The following is a 17,092-nucleotide window of genomic DNA, read 5'->3' as shown; positions in this document are numbered from 1 at the left end:
CCTCAGAATTGGTTTGATTTATAAATTGCAACATCTGCGTCTACGACAGACACAAGACTAAAGTTCAATGCTTCAAAAATACGGCACGATGCACGGTTCTCTGACTTGACCGCGCCAAAGACAACAACTCCCGGCTTTACCTTAACAAAAGCATCCAACGCGGTCTTGAGCAACGAGCTTCCCAGACCCCTACCACGTAATACGGGGTTTAATGTGAAGTGTACCTCCCAGGCGCTATGTGCGCGTTCAAAACGCACCTGCCCCGCAGCTAAGCCACCCACAGTTTCGATCAGATAAAGCTGGCAGTCGGCCTTAGCCAGGCGTTGGGTAAACCAGAGATGATGACTCTCTGGCAAAATTTGCCCACTGGAAAACGAGTTGCGACGTGTCAGCGGATCGTTCGCCCACTCTAGCAGTTGCACCTCATCATCCTGACAGGCGCTCCTGGCAATCAGCACTGTATTTTTATTGGCTAGTAACGCAGCACAAACCCTGCCGACACCCAACCCATCCACGACCTTGAGGCAGCTTGCCGACCATGCGTCCAGAGGCTGCTGCAAGAATATAGAAATTTGCGCAACCAGTGCATCCACCTGGATACTGTCCTTATCTCCGATCCAACGTACAAGGCCCCGTTTATTCAGCTCATCTACTATCAGGCGCTGGTTGTTTGCCAAAGTAATGACTAAGGTAGGCAAGCCCAGACACAATCGCTCCCAGTTCGTCGATCCCCCTGCACCAATTGCCAAATCGGCAGCAAGTAGCATTGGCGCTAAAGTCGGTTGAGATCCGTGCAAGCGAATATTCGGCACATCACTTACCAGCATTTCGAGGGCTTCACGATGTGGATTGCTGTCGGCGACTACAACATCCACATGGAGATTGGAGAGGTCAAGCTTAAGAAGCGCCGAGAGAGCAGTCTGAGTGAGATTGTCCTTATCAACACCGCCAAAGAATATAAATAAACGTTGCGGCTGACCTGAGCGTGGTCGAGCTTCCTCATGCAAGGCTGCGTAAACAGGCTGTAGCAACGCGTAACAAGGGCCGAGCAAACTTGCGCTTTGCTTAGGCAGAAGGCTTTCATAACGTTTGTAAAGGTCGGCGACAAGATTTTGATCAAGAAGTAGGTCACAATCATGCGGCCTGTCAGCCAGATCATCAATCACCATTAAGCGCCCGCAGTTTTCACGCAGGATACTCTCCCAACGCGCTTCAAGCGCATAGTGATCCACTACCAACCAATCGGGGGGGGCGTCTCTGAGTGCCTCCAATGTCTGCTCTGCATCACTTCGCCAATCCGTGCCAAGCCACTGCTCCTCCGCTGTTTGCAGTGGCAAACTTGATTGCGGAAGTCGTAAAACCTCATACCCCTCTCGACAGATTAAGTCGATTAGATGACCAGTATGCTCACGGCAAATAAAGAGGCACTGTACACCTTCTGCACTCAAAACACCGGCAAGTGTCAGGCAGCGCATGACATGGCCAGTGCCAATTTGGTGTGATGCGTCAACGCGAAAAGCAATCCTCAATGACACGGCATTCAGGGAAGTTCATGCATTGACTTAAACAGCCACTCTGCACTCGCCCAATCTTCGGGCGTGTCAATATCCTGCACGCGTTTACGGGGCAGTCGCAACGGAACAGACTTAGAGGAAAATACAGGTTCTCCGGCTAGCCACGCCCGTGCCCGTCCCCAATAAAATTGGCCAGCGTCATGCCATGCCTCCTCCAGATCCTGAGAGCGAGTATCAGAATACTCAGCATTGAACATTTCAACCCTCTCTTTGTTAGTAATGCGTATGGCTCTCTGTATGGGGAACGGGTAGCTGGTAACAGAAAATACATAATTGCAATCGGGCGTAGCCATCAGCAAATCGAGACCCTCACGCAGATCGGCAGCCCGAACAAAAGGAGCGGTGGCGTAGATGCAGCACACTTCGGCAGGCTCTACTCCTTCTGCTATGAACCACTCTATCGCATGGCGAACAACAGGAATCGTCGCCGTGTGATCATCAGAAAGTTCGTCAGGTCGAATGAAGGGAACAGATGCTCCAAAGCGCTGCGCGACTTCTGCAATCATGGAATCATCAGTTGAGACAATGACATGATCAAAACACCGGCTCTGTAGTGCGGCCTCAATCGACCAAGCGATGATTGGCTTACCCATGAAGGTTTTGATGTTCTTTTTGGGTATACGCTTGCTACCGCCACGCGCCGGGATAACGGCAAGTCTCACGCTGCCACCCCCTCCATCAGGGCGCTGAGAACGGTCACTTGCTGCGATTCTAAAAGGGTCGGGAAAATTGGTAGCGATATCGCCTCAGCATAGTAAGACTCAGCGATAGGACAGTATCCAGAGGAAAAACCGAGGTCCTTGTAATAAGGCTGCAGATATACCGGAATGTAGTGCAGATTCACGCCAATATGCCGCTCGCGCATTCGCGCAAACACTAAATTATGCTGGGCAGCAGGTACTCGTACAACATACAAATGACGAGCAGAAAAGCTGTCTGCATGTTGCCAAGGCCGCTTGATTATAGGAAAAGTAGCTAATGCCTCGTCGTAGCGGCTGGCAATTATTTGCCTCTCGCTCACGAACGTATCCAGTAGATGCATTTGACTTAAGCCAAGCGCCGCCTGTATTTCGGTCATACGGTAATTAAAACCAAGTTCGATCTGCTGGTAGTACCACGGGCCATGAGGCGGCTCGGTCATTTCTCCGACCTCTCGAGTGATGCCGTGACTACGCAAGCGGCGCATTTTCTCCGCATAAACTGCACTGTTAGTGACTGACATACCACCCTCGCCAGTTGTAATGATTTTCACCGGATGAAAGCTGAATACAGTGATATCACTGAATTGGCAGCTACCCACGGGCTTACCCTGATATCGAGAGCCGATCGCGTGGGATGCATCTTCAATAATATGAAAACCATACTGCTGACTCAGCGCATGGATTGCAGCCATATCGCAGGGCTGCCCGCATAAGTGAACGGGGATTACCACTTTTGGCAACTTTCCTTGCTGCTCGGCAGCAACAAGCTTTTCAGTCAATCGCTCAACGCTAAGGTTATAGGTTTGCGGATCAATATCGACAAAGTCGACTTCAGCCCCACAGTACAGAGCACAATTCGAGCTGGCCACAAACGTAATTGGCGTTGTCCATACAATGTCACCGGGGCCAACCTCCAGTGCGAGGCATGCCAGATGGAGGGCGCTGGTTGAACTGTTGACGGCTACGCCATGAGCAACACCACAATAATCAGCCACCGCCTGCTCGAAACGAGGAACGACTGGACCCTGAGTCAGAAAGTCAGACTTGAGTACATCACATACCGCATTTATGTCAGCAGCACTGATAGACTGTCGCCCGTAAGGAATGTGCTCCATCAAGGTAACCCTATTTTACTGACATTAGCGGCAATCCAGGCTTCGAGCTGAGGAATCGTCATCCAGTCCTGGTTGTTGTCACTGGCATACATGAAGTCGCCCTTGACCTTAATACCATCCTTGATTCGGTAAGGGTCACTGCTCCACCCATGAATGGCAGGTAAGATCTTAAAGTGCTCCGAATACTCATATGTATGCAAGGCGTCCTCAACCCCAATCATCTGCTCGTGCAACTTCTCGCCAGGACGAATACCGATGAATTCCTGCCGTGCGGTCGGAGCAACTGCCTTGGCAATGTCGGTGATGTTCATAGAGGGAATCTTCTTAACGTAAATTTCGCCACCTTGCATGTCTTCAAATGCATGCCATACGAGTTCGACCCCTTGCTCAAGGGTAATCATGAATCGGGTCATGCGCGCATCAGTAATCGGCAGTACCCCGGCATCCTTGATGCTCTGGAAGAAGGGAATCACAGAACCGCGGGAGCCCATGACGTTACCGTAGCGGACAACGGAAAAACGAGTGTCATGTCCGCCTGCATATGAGTTCCCAGCGACGAACATCTTGTCGGAGGCAAGCTTGGTAGCGCCATACAAATTGACCGGACTGCTTGCTTTGTCAGTAGATAAGGCAACAACTCGCTTAATACCCTTGTCTATGCAGGCGTCAATCAGATTCATCGCACCGATGATATTGGTCTTTACACATTCGAATGGGTTGTATTCGGCTGTCGGCACAATCTTTGTGGCTGCCGCATGCACAACTTGATCAATTCCGTCCAGCGCTCTGTATAGACGCTCGCGATCGCGAATATCACCAATAAAGAAGCGCACCCGGCGATCGTCCTTAAACAGCTTCGCCATTTCCCATTGTTTCATTTCGTCACGAGAATAGATTACTAGTCGCTTGGGGTTGTACTTAGCCAAGGTCATGGGAACAAAAGTGTGGCCGAATGAACCGGTCCCACCGGTAAGTAGAATGGATGAATTAGATAGCATGCTGCCGTCCATTAGTGATGTAGATTAATTTGATGATTTGTTGCCTATAGTATATGTCTGCGTGCCTTCTAGCTACGGAGTCCAGCCAGCACTGACTTAGTCTGCCTGCCCCTAGCCATACTCAGTAGCACTTTTTCAACATTTAAACTGTCATGCAGATTCTGACTCATAAAGCTGGCTCTGGCCGCTTGCATAGCTGGTTTGAACCACCATGCATCGGGGTCTTGCTGCGCCCGCTCCACTTGCTGCGCCAACTCAAGTGGATCATGCACAACCATACCCACCTCCTCAAGTGCGGAAAAATACCCTTCAAATTCCTCTCCTAGCCGGTAAAGATCAGCCGGCCAGAATGCAATCGTTGGAATATTCGAGGCCAGCGATTCAAAAAGTGATGTAGACATCCCCTCAACAATTACCAGCTTTGCCTTGCCAATATAAGCTTTTGCTGGCTGAGATGGATCAAGCACACTCATTACAGCGGGATAGTCCATTTGCAGAGATGTTAGCAGTGATGGCGGGCGTTTCTTCAGTGATATTTTCTCAATTGCCGCATTGGGTAAGGCACCTAGAAATACGCTGACAAACTGCTTGAAGTGATTAAAGACATCGTAACCACAGCCATCAGCCGACTGCTGCAAGGGCTGGAAATAGGCATAAAAATCTGTCGTGATATACAACGTATCAATGTCCTTTTGTTCAAACTTATTTACCAGGTAGTATGGAAAAACTGTTCCGCTACCTATTACTGCGGGGGATATTTGTGCTGACCCACGAGCAATGAAACGGTCCTCAATCTGCAAACGATTAAGCCTGGCTGTAGCATAAATCTCGAGCGGAAAATAGTGTGGCAGGGTAATCAGCTCCACGCCATGTAATTCACCCACTGCACGCGGTAAAGCATCTTGCTGATATAAGTTTTCCGAGATCACATATTGCAAGCGGGGGAAGCTAGACCAGAAATCCCGATAGAATGAGCAAGATCGCCCGAAGCCTTCTGCAAGTGACCAGGGAAGTGAAGTCTCAAGACAGCGTCCGAGATATTGCTCGAATCGGTTTTGACTCGACGTCAGCGGCTGCGCAATAGCACAGCGTAAAGCAGGGTCGATAGTATTTATCTCTTCAAAAAGGCTTTTGAGGGATGGAACCGCGTGATGAAATGAAACCTTGCCAAAGCTGCGCAAAAAAACTTTTTTTGCCAGTGTTTTCTCGTACTGAGCATTAGTCACCATCACGCGTAAACGGCGGCTGCCCCTTTTCAAGATTACTTTGGCAGCGTTTCTAACCACACCAGTAATTGATCTCGAGGGTTTTTCAGATTGCGCGGGAGAAAACTTTTTTCTACGCAATGGCAACTCGACAAACATGCCAGAATAAAAAAGCCGAAAATACTCACCGGCATAATATTCACGCCCCTCGTCTGTGATCCCCCAGTACAAACCATCTTCGAGCGTAGCGCTCACACCGTACAAAGGCGGCTTGTCAGGCAGTAATGCAATATGCACATCATGTGCGGCTGGATCAAATACCGCCTCTAATTGCTGAAAGACTGTGTACGCACTGCCAATCAAGTCGCGCAGATAGAAAAAAATCGTACGTCTCCAGAAAGTATCGCTATGTCCATGGTGCTGAGCCAATCTGTCGGCAATGACAGGTAAAAGTTTTGTGAGGTAACTTTCGATAAAGTCAATCGAGCTCCGCGTTTCCAGCATGGGACATGACACACTAAGGCATTGTTCAGGGCGCACCCCACTGGCAATCGCATAGTCGCGGCAGTTTTCGGTCAAAAATTCATACTTTTCAACACCACTTATCCAGAGCTCAGTGCAGTTTGAAACAATAAGATTTGTTCTCATTGGGAAAGTCGGCACAACGTCATAGCATAGACTGAACGGCGACTGAGTAGCCCCCGTGTGCGCCCGCAGAACCCACGCCAAGCTTGAGGACTTCCTCAAGCGGGATCGTCTGATCATCGAGGGTGTATGCCCACTTTTGGCGTGGTGTTATGACATCTAGGTTGTCGTGAAAATAGAGACCCTCTCTGGTCTTGATGGCGAGAAAGGGCTGCGGCCCGAACACTTCACCCCTCGATACCTCCACAATAAGGCGGCTGAACTCGAGTCTTATCGTCAACTCAAGCCGGGGCTTTTGTTCGAAGCCAAGCAGGGCAACTGCCGCTGCTTCAGCGCCTGTATATTTTATCTGCACCTCTTGATAGTCTGACCTTACTGATTTCAAGAGCGCCCTCACAACGTCAACATCCGGACGCATATCCCTGTAGTCATGATCGGCAAATGCCAATATCGCAGCCCCACTTGCATCTGCCTCAGAAAATGCCTCGCGTACATGATGCTCTGTAAGCGCACGGAATCGAGTACCCACATTCAGACAGCGAAAAATACGACGCCGACAAAATCCTACCTGCTGGTAGTCGTCATGATGCGGTTGATAACCGCGCCAACTCCTAGATGCGCGCTCCCAGTCGCCAAAACGACCAAAAGAGAGATCGGGTTGGTTGACGATGCCGGCCCCTGACTGGTTGGCATAATCAAACGGTAACCACTGCTCGAGGAAGGCATGTGAATCTGGGCGCTCAGCATGAAACCCTGGGCGGTTTACTACCGGGAACCATCCCTCGTCGAGCACTCGGCGGCAAAGAATCTGAGTCAATACATCAAAACTGTTGACGTAACTAGTTGCAGCATGCAAGGGGTTACGTACCAGCGATAGCGGATGGAAGTGCCAGTTAATTTCATCGCCAACACTTCCTAAACCACGTAGTTTTTCCTTGTAGTAGCTGAAAATATTGCCGTACCCGAAATCCTTGCGGCGCGGGTTATCCGACAGTCCAACATGATCCATGCAGTGCCAGGAGTAAACCCAGCCGCCTCCAAAGTCATCCGGCTGCTGCAGACGAAATTTCGCCGACAGGAGCTCGGACAGCATGACATCAATATCACCCCAACTGCGGTTGTATTTCAGCAGTTCTGGCGAAAAGCATTTGGCGACTGCCTCCTCTTGACCGTCAAGATCGATCTGAAGATTCTGAATGCGTTGGAGATTTTCCAGAGTGGGCTCAAGCTCAATGTTGAAAATCGATTGTAGTCGTTCAAATGTTGCGCTAAGCGACTCGTTGAGCGGACCCTCAGTATCAATGCAATGAACGACATAAAGTATTTTTTTGTCAGTCACACTCAATCAATCCCAATTGATTCAAAATACTCCTTGACGGAGGCATGGCCTGCACGCATCGCTAGCGTCTTTGCGGTCGCAGAGAACCGCCCATCCAAGGGTGCACTGAAATCCTTTTGCAGGCCACCAGGTGTCGATATCTTTTTTGCAACCATCAAATATTCGTAACCTTCAATTACCGCTTCGTGCGGGCACTCTCCAATAGGTTGTCGCTTGTAATTCAGCAGTCCCATGTCCCCTCGGTGCGGGAAGGTAACCAAATCGGTCAGCTCGAACCCGAATATTCCGATTTGTCGGCAGAGCTGCGCAAGATTAGTGAACTTGTTCGGAAAGCCTTTGAGAAAGGCATTTTTCTCGGCCTTGAACGCCAATACGTCCTCCAGGTCATAGCTATCCGCCTTGCATGTGATCAGAAAGTGGCAGCCTTCTTTGAGAATACGGTTGATCTCGGATAGTCCATCAACATGATCTACAACATCGAAAACAGCCCAACAGAATACAAAATCGAAGAATCCGTCCGGATACCCCGTTGCCTCCGCGGTCCCTTGACGAACCTCTTGGTAAGGTTGCGCCAAGGCTTTGCTAACCGCGTAACTATCGGGCTCGGCGCCGTAAACCGCTTTCGAGTAGCGAGTCAGCACGCCAGACATTCTTCCCGTGCTGCAGCCCAAATCCAAAATACGATCACTGTAACTTAAGCCCAATGGAGAAAGAAAGTGATCTGCTTCATTCAGCCCAGCGATTACAGTACCATCGACTGACTTCTGAATAGCAGATTCCCAATACTGGGTATAGCTCTTGTTAAATTCCATTTTAGTTTATATAAAAATACACAATATCACCAGGCACTCAAGCCACCATCAACCAAAATGTTTTGGCCTGTGACATAGCTTGATGCATCCGAAAGTAGGAAGAGTAAAGCGCCTACCATTTCAGAGGGCGCAGCCATCCTACCCATCGGGATGCGAGCAGCGTAACGACTCTTGAACTCTTCGTTCTGACCGCTCTCGGCGCCCCCGGGAGTCAGGGTGTTAACCCGTATGCCCTGAGTGGCCCAGTAAGTTGCCAAGTATTGGCTCAAGCCTATCACGGCAGCCTTAGAAGCGCTATAAACAGCCGGTGTGTTGATCTGCCGGTCAAGGTAGAAAGACCCCTCGTAAATCCGCTGGTCAGGAGCCATCACGCCATAAATCGATGAGGTCTGCACAATACTGCCACCCGTTCTCTGCTCAATCATTTTCCGCCCTACCGCCTGGGCAACCAGGAACATGCCATCAATATTGACAGCCATGATTTTCCTCCACTCATCTAGGCTATAGTTTTCGAAGGGGGCAAAGAATGCATCCAAATTATCGGACTTGCTGGCGGCATTGTTATGCAAAAGGTTGATTTGCCCAAACTCTTGGCAAACGGCGTCGACCATCTCGCTAACCGAGGTTGGGCTTGTAACATCACAATACAGACCAATCGCCCGAACCCCAAGATTGTGTTGAATATCGTTGGCCAGTGTAAGAGCCTTTTCCAACTCAACATCGACAACCGCAACGTTTGCGCCTGCGCTTGCGATGCCTCGGCAAAAATGCTGCCCAAGAATTCCGGCGCCGCCAGTAATGATGGCAACTTTCCCCGAAAGATCAAACGACGCCTGCACCCCTGTCTTGCTCATATAACTTCTCCTTTTCGGGCGCCACTTGCATTACCCGCTGTACGCTCTGCAATCAGCATGTCGGCCATCCTAAAATCAAGCATCGTATCAATATCAAGGGCACGCTCGACCGGAACATGCACGGCATGTACTCGCCCCTCAAACAGGCCAGCATGCTGGAGGACGAAATGGGCATTCAACACATAGGCCACGGTTGTCATATCATAAACAATAGGCGTATCCTGACGGCGGCTGATACTCACTGCAGGAGGCATTACAAGGTTGATGCGATTATCTGCTTGCCGGGTAACCATATTAAAATATGGGCTGCGATGTGCATCAGTGACGGTAACAACAGCATCGGCGATACCTTTCTCATATTCATCCAGGCAGTTTTCAAGGTCGATTGGCAATCGCAAAGGTGCAGTGGTCGGAATCGAAACCATGGTCTTGGGTAAGACCCCCTCCTGATTGCGCAAATACTCAAGTGCATGACGCCAAGCCAGCCACTCGGGACTGTCATCTCGAGCGAGGTGGGGAGGCCGCATGAACGGCACCTCAGCGCCATATGCGCGAGCAACATCAGCAATCTCGAGAGAGTCTGTAGAAACTAGGACGCGCTCTATACGACCTACTGCCAATGCCTGCTCTATCGACCATGCAATCAGTGGTTTGCCGCCCAAGGATCGGATGTTCTTACCTGGTACGCCCTTGGAGCCCCCGCGTGCAAAGATGAAGCCTACTGTACTCATGCTTGAATCATTCCTGAATATCGCTCACTAAAACTTGAGCTCCCGCAGCACTAGATGAATGGTGTGCGGCCTCTATAATTTTTAAAATATGAAATCCGTCATCCACGGTCACCAAAGGCTGTTCCTTTCCCGCGATGCACGCAACCATATGCTGCCACTCAGCCTGATAGCTTTGATTACTCTCCGGCGCCTGCATAAAAACTGGCTGCCAAGTACATGCTCCAGCAGGGTAATGCTCAAGACTACCGCTAATCGCATTCCAACGCAGACTGCCTGTTTCACCAATGATGGTGCATTGGCGGGTTGTATCATGCCGGATAAAATCAAGAGTGAGGGCGGCAATCATTGGGTGGCTCCGCTCTCCAAAGCCCAGGATAAGATGGGCAGTATCTTCGACATCAATATCCAGATCGCTCTGCCTCGCGAGGGTTGCCCTGACCCAGTCCGCTTCACCGAAGAGCCAGCATAGGTAATCAAGTTCATGACTCAGCTCGAGCAACACACCGCCACCCAATTCGTGTCGTGCAGAAACACATTTACGATAGTCGCTGGTTGGTCGCCAGCTCGGCAGATACTGTCCTATTTCGCAACGCACTGATAGAGCCCGGCCAATAATGCCATCGTTGTACGTCTGTCGGAATCGCTGCATGGATGGCAAATAACGTAAGTTATAACCCAGCAAAAAAATCTGCTTACACGTTTTAGCCTGCTTGACTAGCGGAACGGCCGCACGCCAGGTATCTGCGAGAGGTTTTTCGATAAGCAGATGGCAGCCAGCGATTGCTAGTGCCTCTGCTACTGCCACATGTAAGGGTGCAGGGGTAGCAATTACAGCTAATTGCGGCGAGAAGGCCAGCGCCTCATCAAGCATAGAGAAACAGCCATTTGCATGTGGAGGAACATCATCATGCTTCTCATGCCTGAGGATGCGGATATCGGCTTCCGGAAATAGGTCGCGGGCCAGCCCGAGATGGCGCTTGCCAATACTACCAAGACCAACGATCAGAATTCGATCAATCAAGGTATCAAACCTGCTCACGTTGCAACTTTTCGCCCTGATCTCTGGCCAGCTTCAAATCCTCTGGCTTACCGACATCCAACCAAGGTTCATGCATGGGATAGGCAACTGTCCGCAAGGATTTTGCCTGGATTCGCTCAAACAGCGTCGGCATGTCGCAATGCTCGCCGTTAACTAAAAACTCTAGAGCATTCGGAGACAATGCATAAACCCCAGCATTGATATGAGTTCGGGCAATCGGCTTCTCTTCGAAGCCGACAATATCCACACCATTGATTTGGACAACACCAAATGGATGCTGCCATTCATGGACGCGGACCGCCATAGTTGCAGTGGCATCATAACGAACATGAAAATCAAGTAGCTCGCCATAGCGAATATCGGTGATAACGTCACCATTTGTGACAACAAAGGGGGTTTCAGGCCTCTGCGCAAACAAAGTTAATGCGCCCACCGTACCAAGAGAGGTCTGCTCACGCAGGTAGTCAATCTTGACGCCAAACTGGGACCCGTCACCAAAATACCCTTCAATCATGTGGCCAAGATAGTTGATAGCCAGCATAAAGTGATTGAAGCCCTCCTGTTGGCTGCGCTCGATGATGTGCTGAAGCATCGGCTTTCCGGCAACCAGCACCATCGGCTTTGGGCAGTTCTCGGTATGCGGCATAAGCCGCGTTCCCTTGCCGCCCGCCATAATAATCATGAGATTGTCGCGTGGAGGCGGCGTAGTGATCTGGCTCCAGACATGCAGGCCCACCACACGTTGCTGCTCATCAACTATCGGAATCTGCTGCAACTGGTTAGAGCGCATCAACTGTATCACCATGTCACGTCCGAATGACGGAGGAACTACAAGCGCATTGCGGTATATGATGCGCTCAATCGCACTCCCAAGATCTAACCCCTTAAGCAGGCCGCGGCGAATATCGCCATCGGAGATCGTGCCCTCAAGAATGCCTTGCGCATTCACAACAAGGGCAATTTTCATCGAGGAGTCGTTTAGACAGCGAATGGCATCCTTTAATGTCGAATCTATTGGTAGGATGGCCTTGCGCCATATTTCATCAAGAGTCACCATTAGACCTTCCCTAGAAGAACTTCCGGAAGATCGTGGAAAACTTTCTTGAGAGTTCCGCTGATCGGATAGGTTCTGAGAGTTTGCACAATCTTGTCGCTCGCACCCGCAGTACCGTATGGACTTACGATACTAGGTAAAGATGCTTGGAAACTGGTCGAATACAAGTGTTCTAAAGCTTGACTAATAGATGCATAAGTTGGCTCGCAGTCAATCACGCTCGCAGCGCGCAAGCGACCTCGCTGACGATCGCCGATATTGACAGTGCCTTTTTTAAAGCTTGGTGCCTCAGTCAGCCCGCTGGATGAGTTGCCTACGACTGCATCAACCTGCGCCAAAACCGACAGATAACGGAGCTGTCCCAGCGAAGTGTAGACCCGGGTATGCGACCTATCCCTTACATAGGCCGCTACCATTTCGAATAAGACTCGACTGTCTGGATCGGCGTTGGGCATAGTGAAAATGACATGAGTATCTTTAAGATTATCGAGCGCCAACAACAGTTCCTGCATCTGCTTGCCGGCACTCCCCGGCTCCAGCGTCACCGGATGAAAGGTGAGCAGCAGGTTGCGACGCCCGAACTTGAAACCAAGCTCGGATTCGATGGTGCCCCTCTCAAGAAGCTTGACCTTACTCAAACTATCAACGCCAAGCCCCCCAACCGTAAATACACGTTGAGGGTCCTCGCCAAGCTGGATGACACGCTTCCGATAAACATCCGCAGCTACAAAGTGAAGGTGCGACATTTTGGTGATCGAATGGCGGATGGCCTCATCAAAAGCCCCTTCCGTAGTTTCTCCACCATGGAGATGTGCTATAGGAATATGCGCCACCAGAGCAGCCGATGCAGCTGCAAAAATCTCAAAGCGATCGCCAAGCAAGACCACCATATCGGGCTTCAAGTGCGCATAGGCATCGGCAAACCCGATCATCCCTAAACCCATCGATTTACTTACACCCACAGGGGTATCAGAGCTCATCAGCATTTCCACCCGCTGATCGATATAAAAACCATCGATCTCTATCTCGCCTGCAGTCATACCGAAATCAGGACTCAAGTGCATGCCGGTGACAATAATCTGCAACTGAAAATCGCTTGCATTGCGGATGCCTTCCATGACAAACCGGAGCAAACCATAATCAGCACGTGTGCCTGTAACGACGCAGATTTTTTTCACAATATGATCAACTCGTCAATCGCAAAATCACGTGGCGCTATACGCCCTATCACCTCGTCCCAGCACATCGGGGATAAGCCTGTTCCAGGACGTTTTGCCGCAAGGTTATCTGCGCTAAAAGCTTCGCCGGCAAGGATATCTCGCGCCGCAACGATGGACTTGCGAGCAATTGATTTATTGTGCATCTCGCTGACGCTCGGACGCTTAATGCCATCACCCAATGCAAGCTCAATATTACGGATTGCCTGAACCATAGATTTGAGCTCATCCGGCTCGAGACTAGCGCGGTGATCGGGACCGGGCAAGGCTCGATCGAGCGTAAAGTGCTTCTCGATAATGCAGGCACCCATGCTTACAGCAGCAATCGACACCTCAATCCCCGTGGTGTGGTCCGAATAACCAACTTTGACGCCGAATGCGACCTGAATGCTTTGCATAGCACGTAGATTGACATCGGACATAGGCGTCGGATATTCAGTATTACAGTGAAGTACAACAATATCCTGCCGGAGTACGCCTGCCTTCAATAGGATCTCAATTGCCGCCTCTATCTCGCCCAACGTTGCCATGCCGGTGGAGAGAATTAAAGGGTAACCCAAGCTCCCAACGTGACGCAGATATGGAAGATTGGTCAACTCACCAGATGGCACTTTAAGACGATGAATACCAAGCGAAACCAGCATATCAACACTAACAATATCAAAGCCAGTTGAAAAGAACTCGATATTTCGCTTGGCACAATGCTCCATCAGTATTTCGTGTGCAGCCGAACTGAGCTCAAGACGGCGCAACATTTCATATTGCGACTCTTTAGCACCCGTAGAGGCAACCTGGTAATCAGCTTTGGTAGCACTTTTTGTCGCCAGGCGATCCGCGCAAAAGGTTTGGAACTTGACGATGTCGGCACCTGCATCAGCCGCCACATCGATCAGACGCTTCGCAAGTTCGATGTCGCCATTGTGATTCACGCCCGCTTCCGCGATGATCAATGTCTTACCGTTACTCATGCCTGCCCCCGATAAACCGTACCAGCCAATACATCTGACAAGACAACTGAACCAGCCTGGATAAGACTGTTGGCACCAATGCGAACCCCCTCTCGTATTATGGCTCCGCTACCGATAAGGCAGCCAGTTTCTATATACACATTTCCATTGAGTTTTGCTCCAGTCGAAATATGGCAATGCGCCTCGACCACGCAGTCATGCTCAATCAATGCCTGGCTATTGATAATACAGTTTTCGCCCACCCATGCAGATGCATTTAGAATCGTGCCATGCATGACCACCGAGCCGGCCGCTACCAGTGCATGTCGCGAAACATTAGCATGAGAAGAAATCACACTAGGCAACTCTGCCCCCAAAAATTTTAAGCGCTCGAATAAACGAATTCGACTCTCCGCACTTTTGATTTGCCCCACTGTTATCAATGCAGCAGGGTATTTTTTTAGCAATTGTGGCAAGTCATCGTCATTACCCAGTATCGGGTAGGAAAGCACGGTCCCACCTGCTTGAGCCTCCTGCTCCACAACACCCCCAACAACATAATGCTGACTGGACTCGATGACATCTATACAGGACCGACAATGCCCTCCGCCACCGATGAGCAATAAGGCCTTCATGCGATATCCGCACTGCTGGGAATGTTGATTAAACGCTGCACTAATGATTCGGCAACAGCCAATGATGCCCGCGGACAATTCCGATAAGGCATCATCTGATGCAAAAGGCGCCATGCCGGTCGAGTCATGTAACCGACATCGTTAGTCGCAGTTAAAATCGAATCGCGCTGACCCGCCCCTACTTGATCAAGTAAGAGCGCTTGCAACCAGAAATTACTTTGAGTATGCGCGGGCTCTCCCACCAACCTTAAACCCGCGATACCAGAAAATACTTCCCGATAGCGCTGATAAAGACGGCGTTTGGAGGCCAAAAATTCCGGCATGAGCTCCAATTGTGCACAGCCAAGTGCGGCATTGAGATTGGGCATGCGGTAGTTAAATCCGACTTCGTCATGCTCATACTCCCAACGGTGCTGCAATTTTGCCGTTGTTGTCAAGTGCTTGGCCCGGCGTGCAAGAGCAGTATCGTTCGTCAGGATAGCTCCGCCTCCGCCGGTGGTAATGATCTTGTTGCCGTTAAAGCTAAGAGTCCCGATTCGACCGATCGTGCCAGTATGACGTTCACCATACCAGCTTCCCAATGACTCTGCGGCGTCCTCGACTACGATCAATCCAAAATCACTCGCTACCGCTTGTAAAGCATCCATAGCACACGGATGCCCAAAGGTATGCATTGGCAAGAGAACGCGAATAATTTTTCCGGTTTCACGGTTGATGCAAAAACCTTCGCGCTGCTCCGTCATCCGTCCCAACCAGTCACGCAGGGAATCTGGATCAATCCCTAGGGTTGCCTCATTACTGTCAACAAAGTGTGGTGTAGCGTCGCAATAACGTACTGCATTTGCAGTTGCCACAAATGTCAGCGCCGGCACCAGAACCTCATCACCCGGTTGCACACCGGCAAGCAGCAACGCCACATGCAATGCTGCAGTCCCATTAACGACAGCAACGGCATGCTTGGCGCCGGTGTATTTAGCCAGGTCAGCTTCAAATCGATCGACATAAGCCCCGACTGAAGATACGAAGGTCGAATCCAAAGAGTCGCGGAGATATTTCCACTCGTTCCCCTTAAAGCGGGGTGCATGCAAGGCAACGCTACTCTCACCGCATACAGCGCGCAGTGCAGCGACAACCTGCTGTGGCAGGTCGTCAGAAATGCGAGAAGAATTGTCTAGACTCATATATTGTAAATATCGGCCTTGTATTTCCGGAGGTTTTCAGGACGACAAAACCATTCGGCCGTTTCAGCAAGCCCCTCCTTGAAACCTTCACGCCCCGCATAAGCAGGGCTCCAACCGAAGAGTTGACGAGCCTTGGTATTGTCTGCCCAAAGGCGCTCGACTTCCGAAGTACCCGGACGCAGACGATTTTCGTCAGTCACGATATCAATCTTAATATTCATGGCTTCAGCGATCAATGCTGCAGTGTCACCAATCGAGATTTCGAAATTGCTTCCAAAGTTAACCACCTCGCCCAAACCTTGCTCTGAATTCATAGCTGCAATAAAACCGCTGACCGTATCCTGAACATAGTTGAAATCGCGTGTAGGAGACACGGCGCCAAGCTCAATCTGGCGCTTTCCGCTTGCGATCTGCGTAATGATGGTTGGAATAACGGCGCGAGCGGATTGCCGTGGGCCATACGTATTGAAAGGACGCGCGATCACTACCGGCAAGCCGAATGAAGCGTAAAAGGAATAGGCTAGCTGATCTGCGCCAGTCTTACTTGCCGAATAAGGTGACTGGCCTTGGAGAGGATGCTCCTCCGTAATCGGCACGAAACGCGCTGTACCATACACTTCGCTGGTCGAGGTATGAATCAAACGCTTTACCCCCAGCTCGCGCGCTGCCTGCAATACATTCAATGTACCCTTGATGTTCGTATCGATATAGGTATCAGGCGAATGATACGAGTACGGAATAGCAATCAGTGCCGCTAGATGCAAGACAACATCGCAACCCGCCACCGCTGCCTTGACGCCATATGGGTCACGAATATCACCGGAGAACACTTCGAAATGCCCCTTGACGTCTGAGGCACAGTGATCAAGCCAACCCCATGAATTAAAGGAGTTGTAGAGCGTGAAAGCACGAACAGCATGGCCTGCACGAACTAGGGCTTCAGTCAAGTGTGAGCCGATAAAACCATCGGCACCAGTAATTAATATATTCATTCTTTCAAATACTCGGATAGGTTAGTGGTGATTAAACCTCGGGACAAAGCCTC

16 protein-coding genes are annotated in these 17,092 nt (G+C 50.4%); all 16 read right to left on the bottom strand.

All coding sequences use genetic code 11. From position 1 onward, the window contains the following. Nucleotides 1–2: 2 nt before the first annotated feature. The 16 genes from pseG to C2759_RS01585 all read right to left on the bottom strand — a co-directional run bounded on the left by pseG (nucleotide 3) and on the right by C2759_RS01585 (nucleotide 17,039). Nucleotides 3–1,529 carry a UDP-2,4-diacetamido-2,4,6-trideoxy-beta-L-altropyranose hydrolase gene (gene pseG, locus C2759_RS01660; RefSeq protein WP_215355762.1) on the bottom strand — a complete coding sequence of 509 codons (1,527 nt, stop codon included), beginning with the start codon at nucleotides 1,527–1,529 and terminating at the stop codon, nucleotides 3–5. A gap of 11 nt (nucleotides 1,530–1,540) precedes the next feature. Beyond that, nucleotides 1,541–2,236: a pseudaminic acid cytidylyltransferase gene (gene pseF / locus C2759_RS01655; RefSeq protein ID WP_215355760.1), complete on the bottom strand. Its 696-nt coding sequence runs from the start codon at nucleotides 2,234–2,236 to the stop codon at nucleotides 1,541–1,543. Continuing rightward, nucleotides 2,233–3,390 (bottom strand): UDP-4-amino-4,6-dideoxy-N-acetyl-beta-L-altrosamine transaminase, encoded by a 1,158-nt coding sequence (gene pseC / locus C2759_RS01650; RefSeq protein WP_215355759.1) that lies wholly within the window; start codon nucleotides 3,388–3,390, stop codon nucleotides 2,233–2,235. Before pseC ends, pseF begins: the two co-directional genes overlap by 4 nt. After that, complete coding sequence (gene pseB / locus C2759_RS01645; RefSeq protein WP_215355757.1) at nucleotides 3,390–4,388, bottom strand: UDP-N-acetylglucosamine 4,6-dehydratase (inverting); 999 nt, start codon at nucleotides 4,386–4,388, stop codon at nucleotides 3,390–3,392. The genes pseC and pseB overlap by 1 nt, the downstream gene beginning before the upstream one ends. Before the next feature lie 68 nt (nucleotides 4,389–4,456). Continuing rightward, complete coding sequence (locus C2759_RS01640; protein WP_215355754.1) at nucleotides 4,457–6,241, bottom strand: hypothetical protein; 1,785 nt, start codon at nucleotides 6,239–6,241, stop codon at nucleotides 4,457–4,459. A 19-nt stretch (nucleotides 6,242–6,260) separates the two neighbouring features. Further along, nucleotides 6,261–7,577, bottom strand: a complete 1,317-nt coding sequence (locus C2759_RS01635) for a hypothetical protein (protein WP_215355753.1) — start codon at nucleotides 7,575–7,577, stop codon at nucleotides 6,261–6,263. 2 nt (nucleotides 7,578–7,579) lie between these two features. After that, the gene (locus C2759_RS01630) at nucleotides 7,580–8,389 is read right to left on the bottom strand and encodes a class I SAM-dependent methyltransferase (protein WP_215355751.1); all 810 of its coding nucleotides are present in this window, start codon (nucleotides 8,387–8,389) and stop codon (nucleotides 7,580–7,582) included. A gap of 26 nt (nucleotides 8,390–8,415) precedes the next feature. Then, nucleotides 8,416–9,243, bottom strand: a complete 828-nt coding sequence (locus C2759_RS01625) for an SDR family oxidoreductase (protein WP_215355749.1) — start codon at nucleotides 9,241–9,243, stop codon at nucleotides 8,416–8,418. Further along, nucleotides 9,240–9,974 carry a cytidylyltransferase domain-containing protein gene (locus tag C2759_RS01620; RefSeq protein ID WP_215355747.1) on the bottom strand — a complete coding sequence of 245 codons (735 nt, stop codon included), beginning with the start codon at nucleotides 9,972–9,974 and terminating at the stop codon, nucleotides 9,240–9,242. The genes C2759_RS01625 and C2759_RS01620 overlap by 4 nt, the downstream gene beginning before the upstream one ends. Before the next feature lie 7 nt (nucleotides 9,975–9,981). Next, nucleotides 9,982–11,013, bottom strand: coding sequence for a Gfo/Idh/MocA family protein (locus tag C2759_RS01615; RefSeq protein WP_215355745.1), 1,032 nt, complete (start codon nucleotides 11,011–11,013; stop codon nucleotides 9,982–9,984). Continuing rightward, the gene (locus tag C2759_RS01610; protein ID WP_215355743.1) at nucleotides 11,000–12,070 is read right to left on the bottom strand and encodes a nucleotidyltransferase family protein; all 1,071 of its coding nucleotides are present in this window, start codon (nucleotides 12,068–12,070) and stop codon (nucleotides 11,000–11,002) included. The genes C2759_RS01615 and C2759_RS01610 overlap by 14 nt, the downstream gene beginning before the upstream one ends. Next, the gene (gene neuC / locus C2759_RS01605) at nucleotides 12,070–13,245 is read right to left on the bottom strand and encodes a UDP-N-acetylglucosamine 2-epimerase (RefSeq protein WP_256441202.1); all 1,176 of its coding nucleotides are present in this window, start codon (nucleotides 13,243–13,245) and stop codon (nucleotides 12,070–12,072) included. Before neuC ends, C2759_RS01610 begins: the two co-directional genes overlap by 1 nt. Beyond that, nucleotides 13,242–14,252, bottom strand: a complete 1,011-nt coding sequence (gene neuB / locus C2759_RS01600) for an N-acetylneuraminate synthase (protein ID WP_215355741.1) — start codon at nucleotides 14,250–14,252, stop codon at nucleotides 13,242–13,244. Before neuB ends, neuC begins: the two co-directional genes overlap by 4 nt. Next, on the bottom strand, nucleotides 14,249–14,866 hold the full coding sequence (locus tag C2759_RS01595; RefSeq protein ID WP_215355739.1) for an acetyltransferase: 618 nt from the start codon (nucleotides 14,864–14,866) through the stop codon (nucleotides 14,249–14,251). Before C2759_RS01595 ends, neuB begins: the two co-directional genes overlap by 4 nt. Continuing rightward, nucleotides 14,863–16,047 carry a LegC family aminotransferase gene (locus C2759_RS01590; RefSeq protein ID WP_215355737.1) on the bottom strand — a complete coding sequence of 395 codons (1,185 nt, stop codon included), beginning with the start codon at nucleotides 16,045–16,047 and terminating at the stop codon, nucleotides 14,863–14,865. The genes C2759_RS01595 and C2759_RS01590 overlap by 4 nt, the downstream gene beginning before the upstream one ends. Continuing rightward, nucleotides 16,044–17,039, bottom strand: a complete 996-nt coding sequence (locus C2759_RS01585; protein WP_215355735.1) for an NAD-dependent 4,6-dehydratase LegB — start codon at nucleotides 17,037–17,039, stop codon at nucleotides 16,044–16,046. The genes C2759_RS01590 and C2759_RS01585 overlap by 4 nt, the downstream gene beginning before the upstream one ends. Nucleotides 17,040–17,092: the final 53 nt, after the last annotated feature.

Source organism: Polynucleobacter sp. MG-Unter2-18, from assembly GCF_018687675.1.
Taxonomy (GTDB): domain Bacteria; phylum Pseudomonadota; class Gammaproteobacteria; order Burkholderiales; family Burkholderiaceae; genus Polynucleobacter.
Note: the sequence above shows the minus strand (reverse complement) of the source record. Positions and strands in the feature narration are given on the sequence as shown.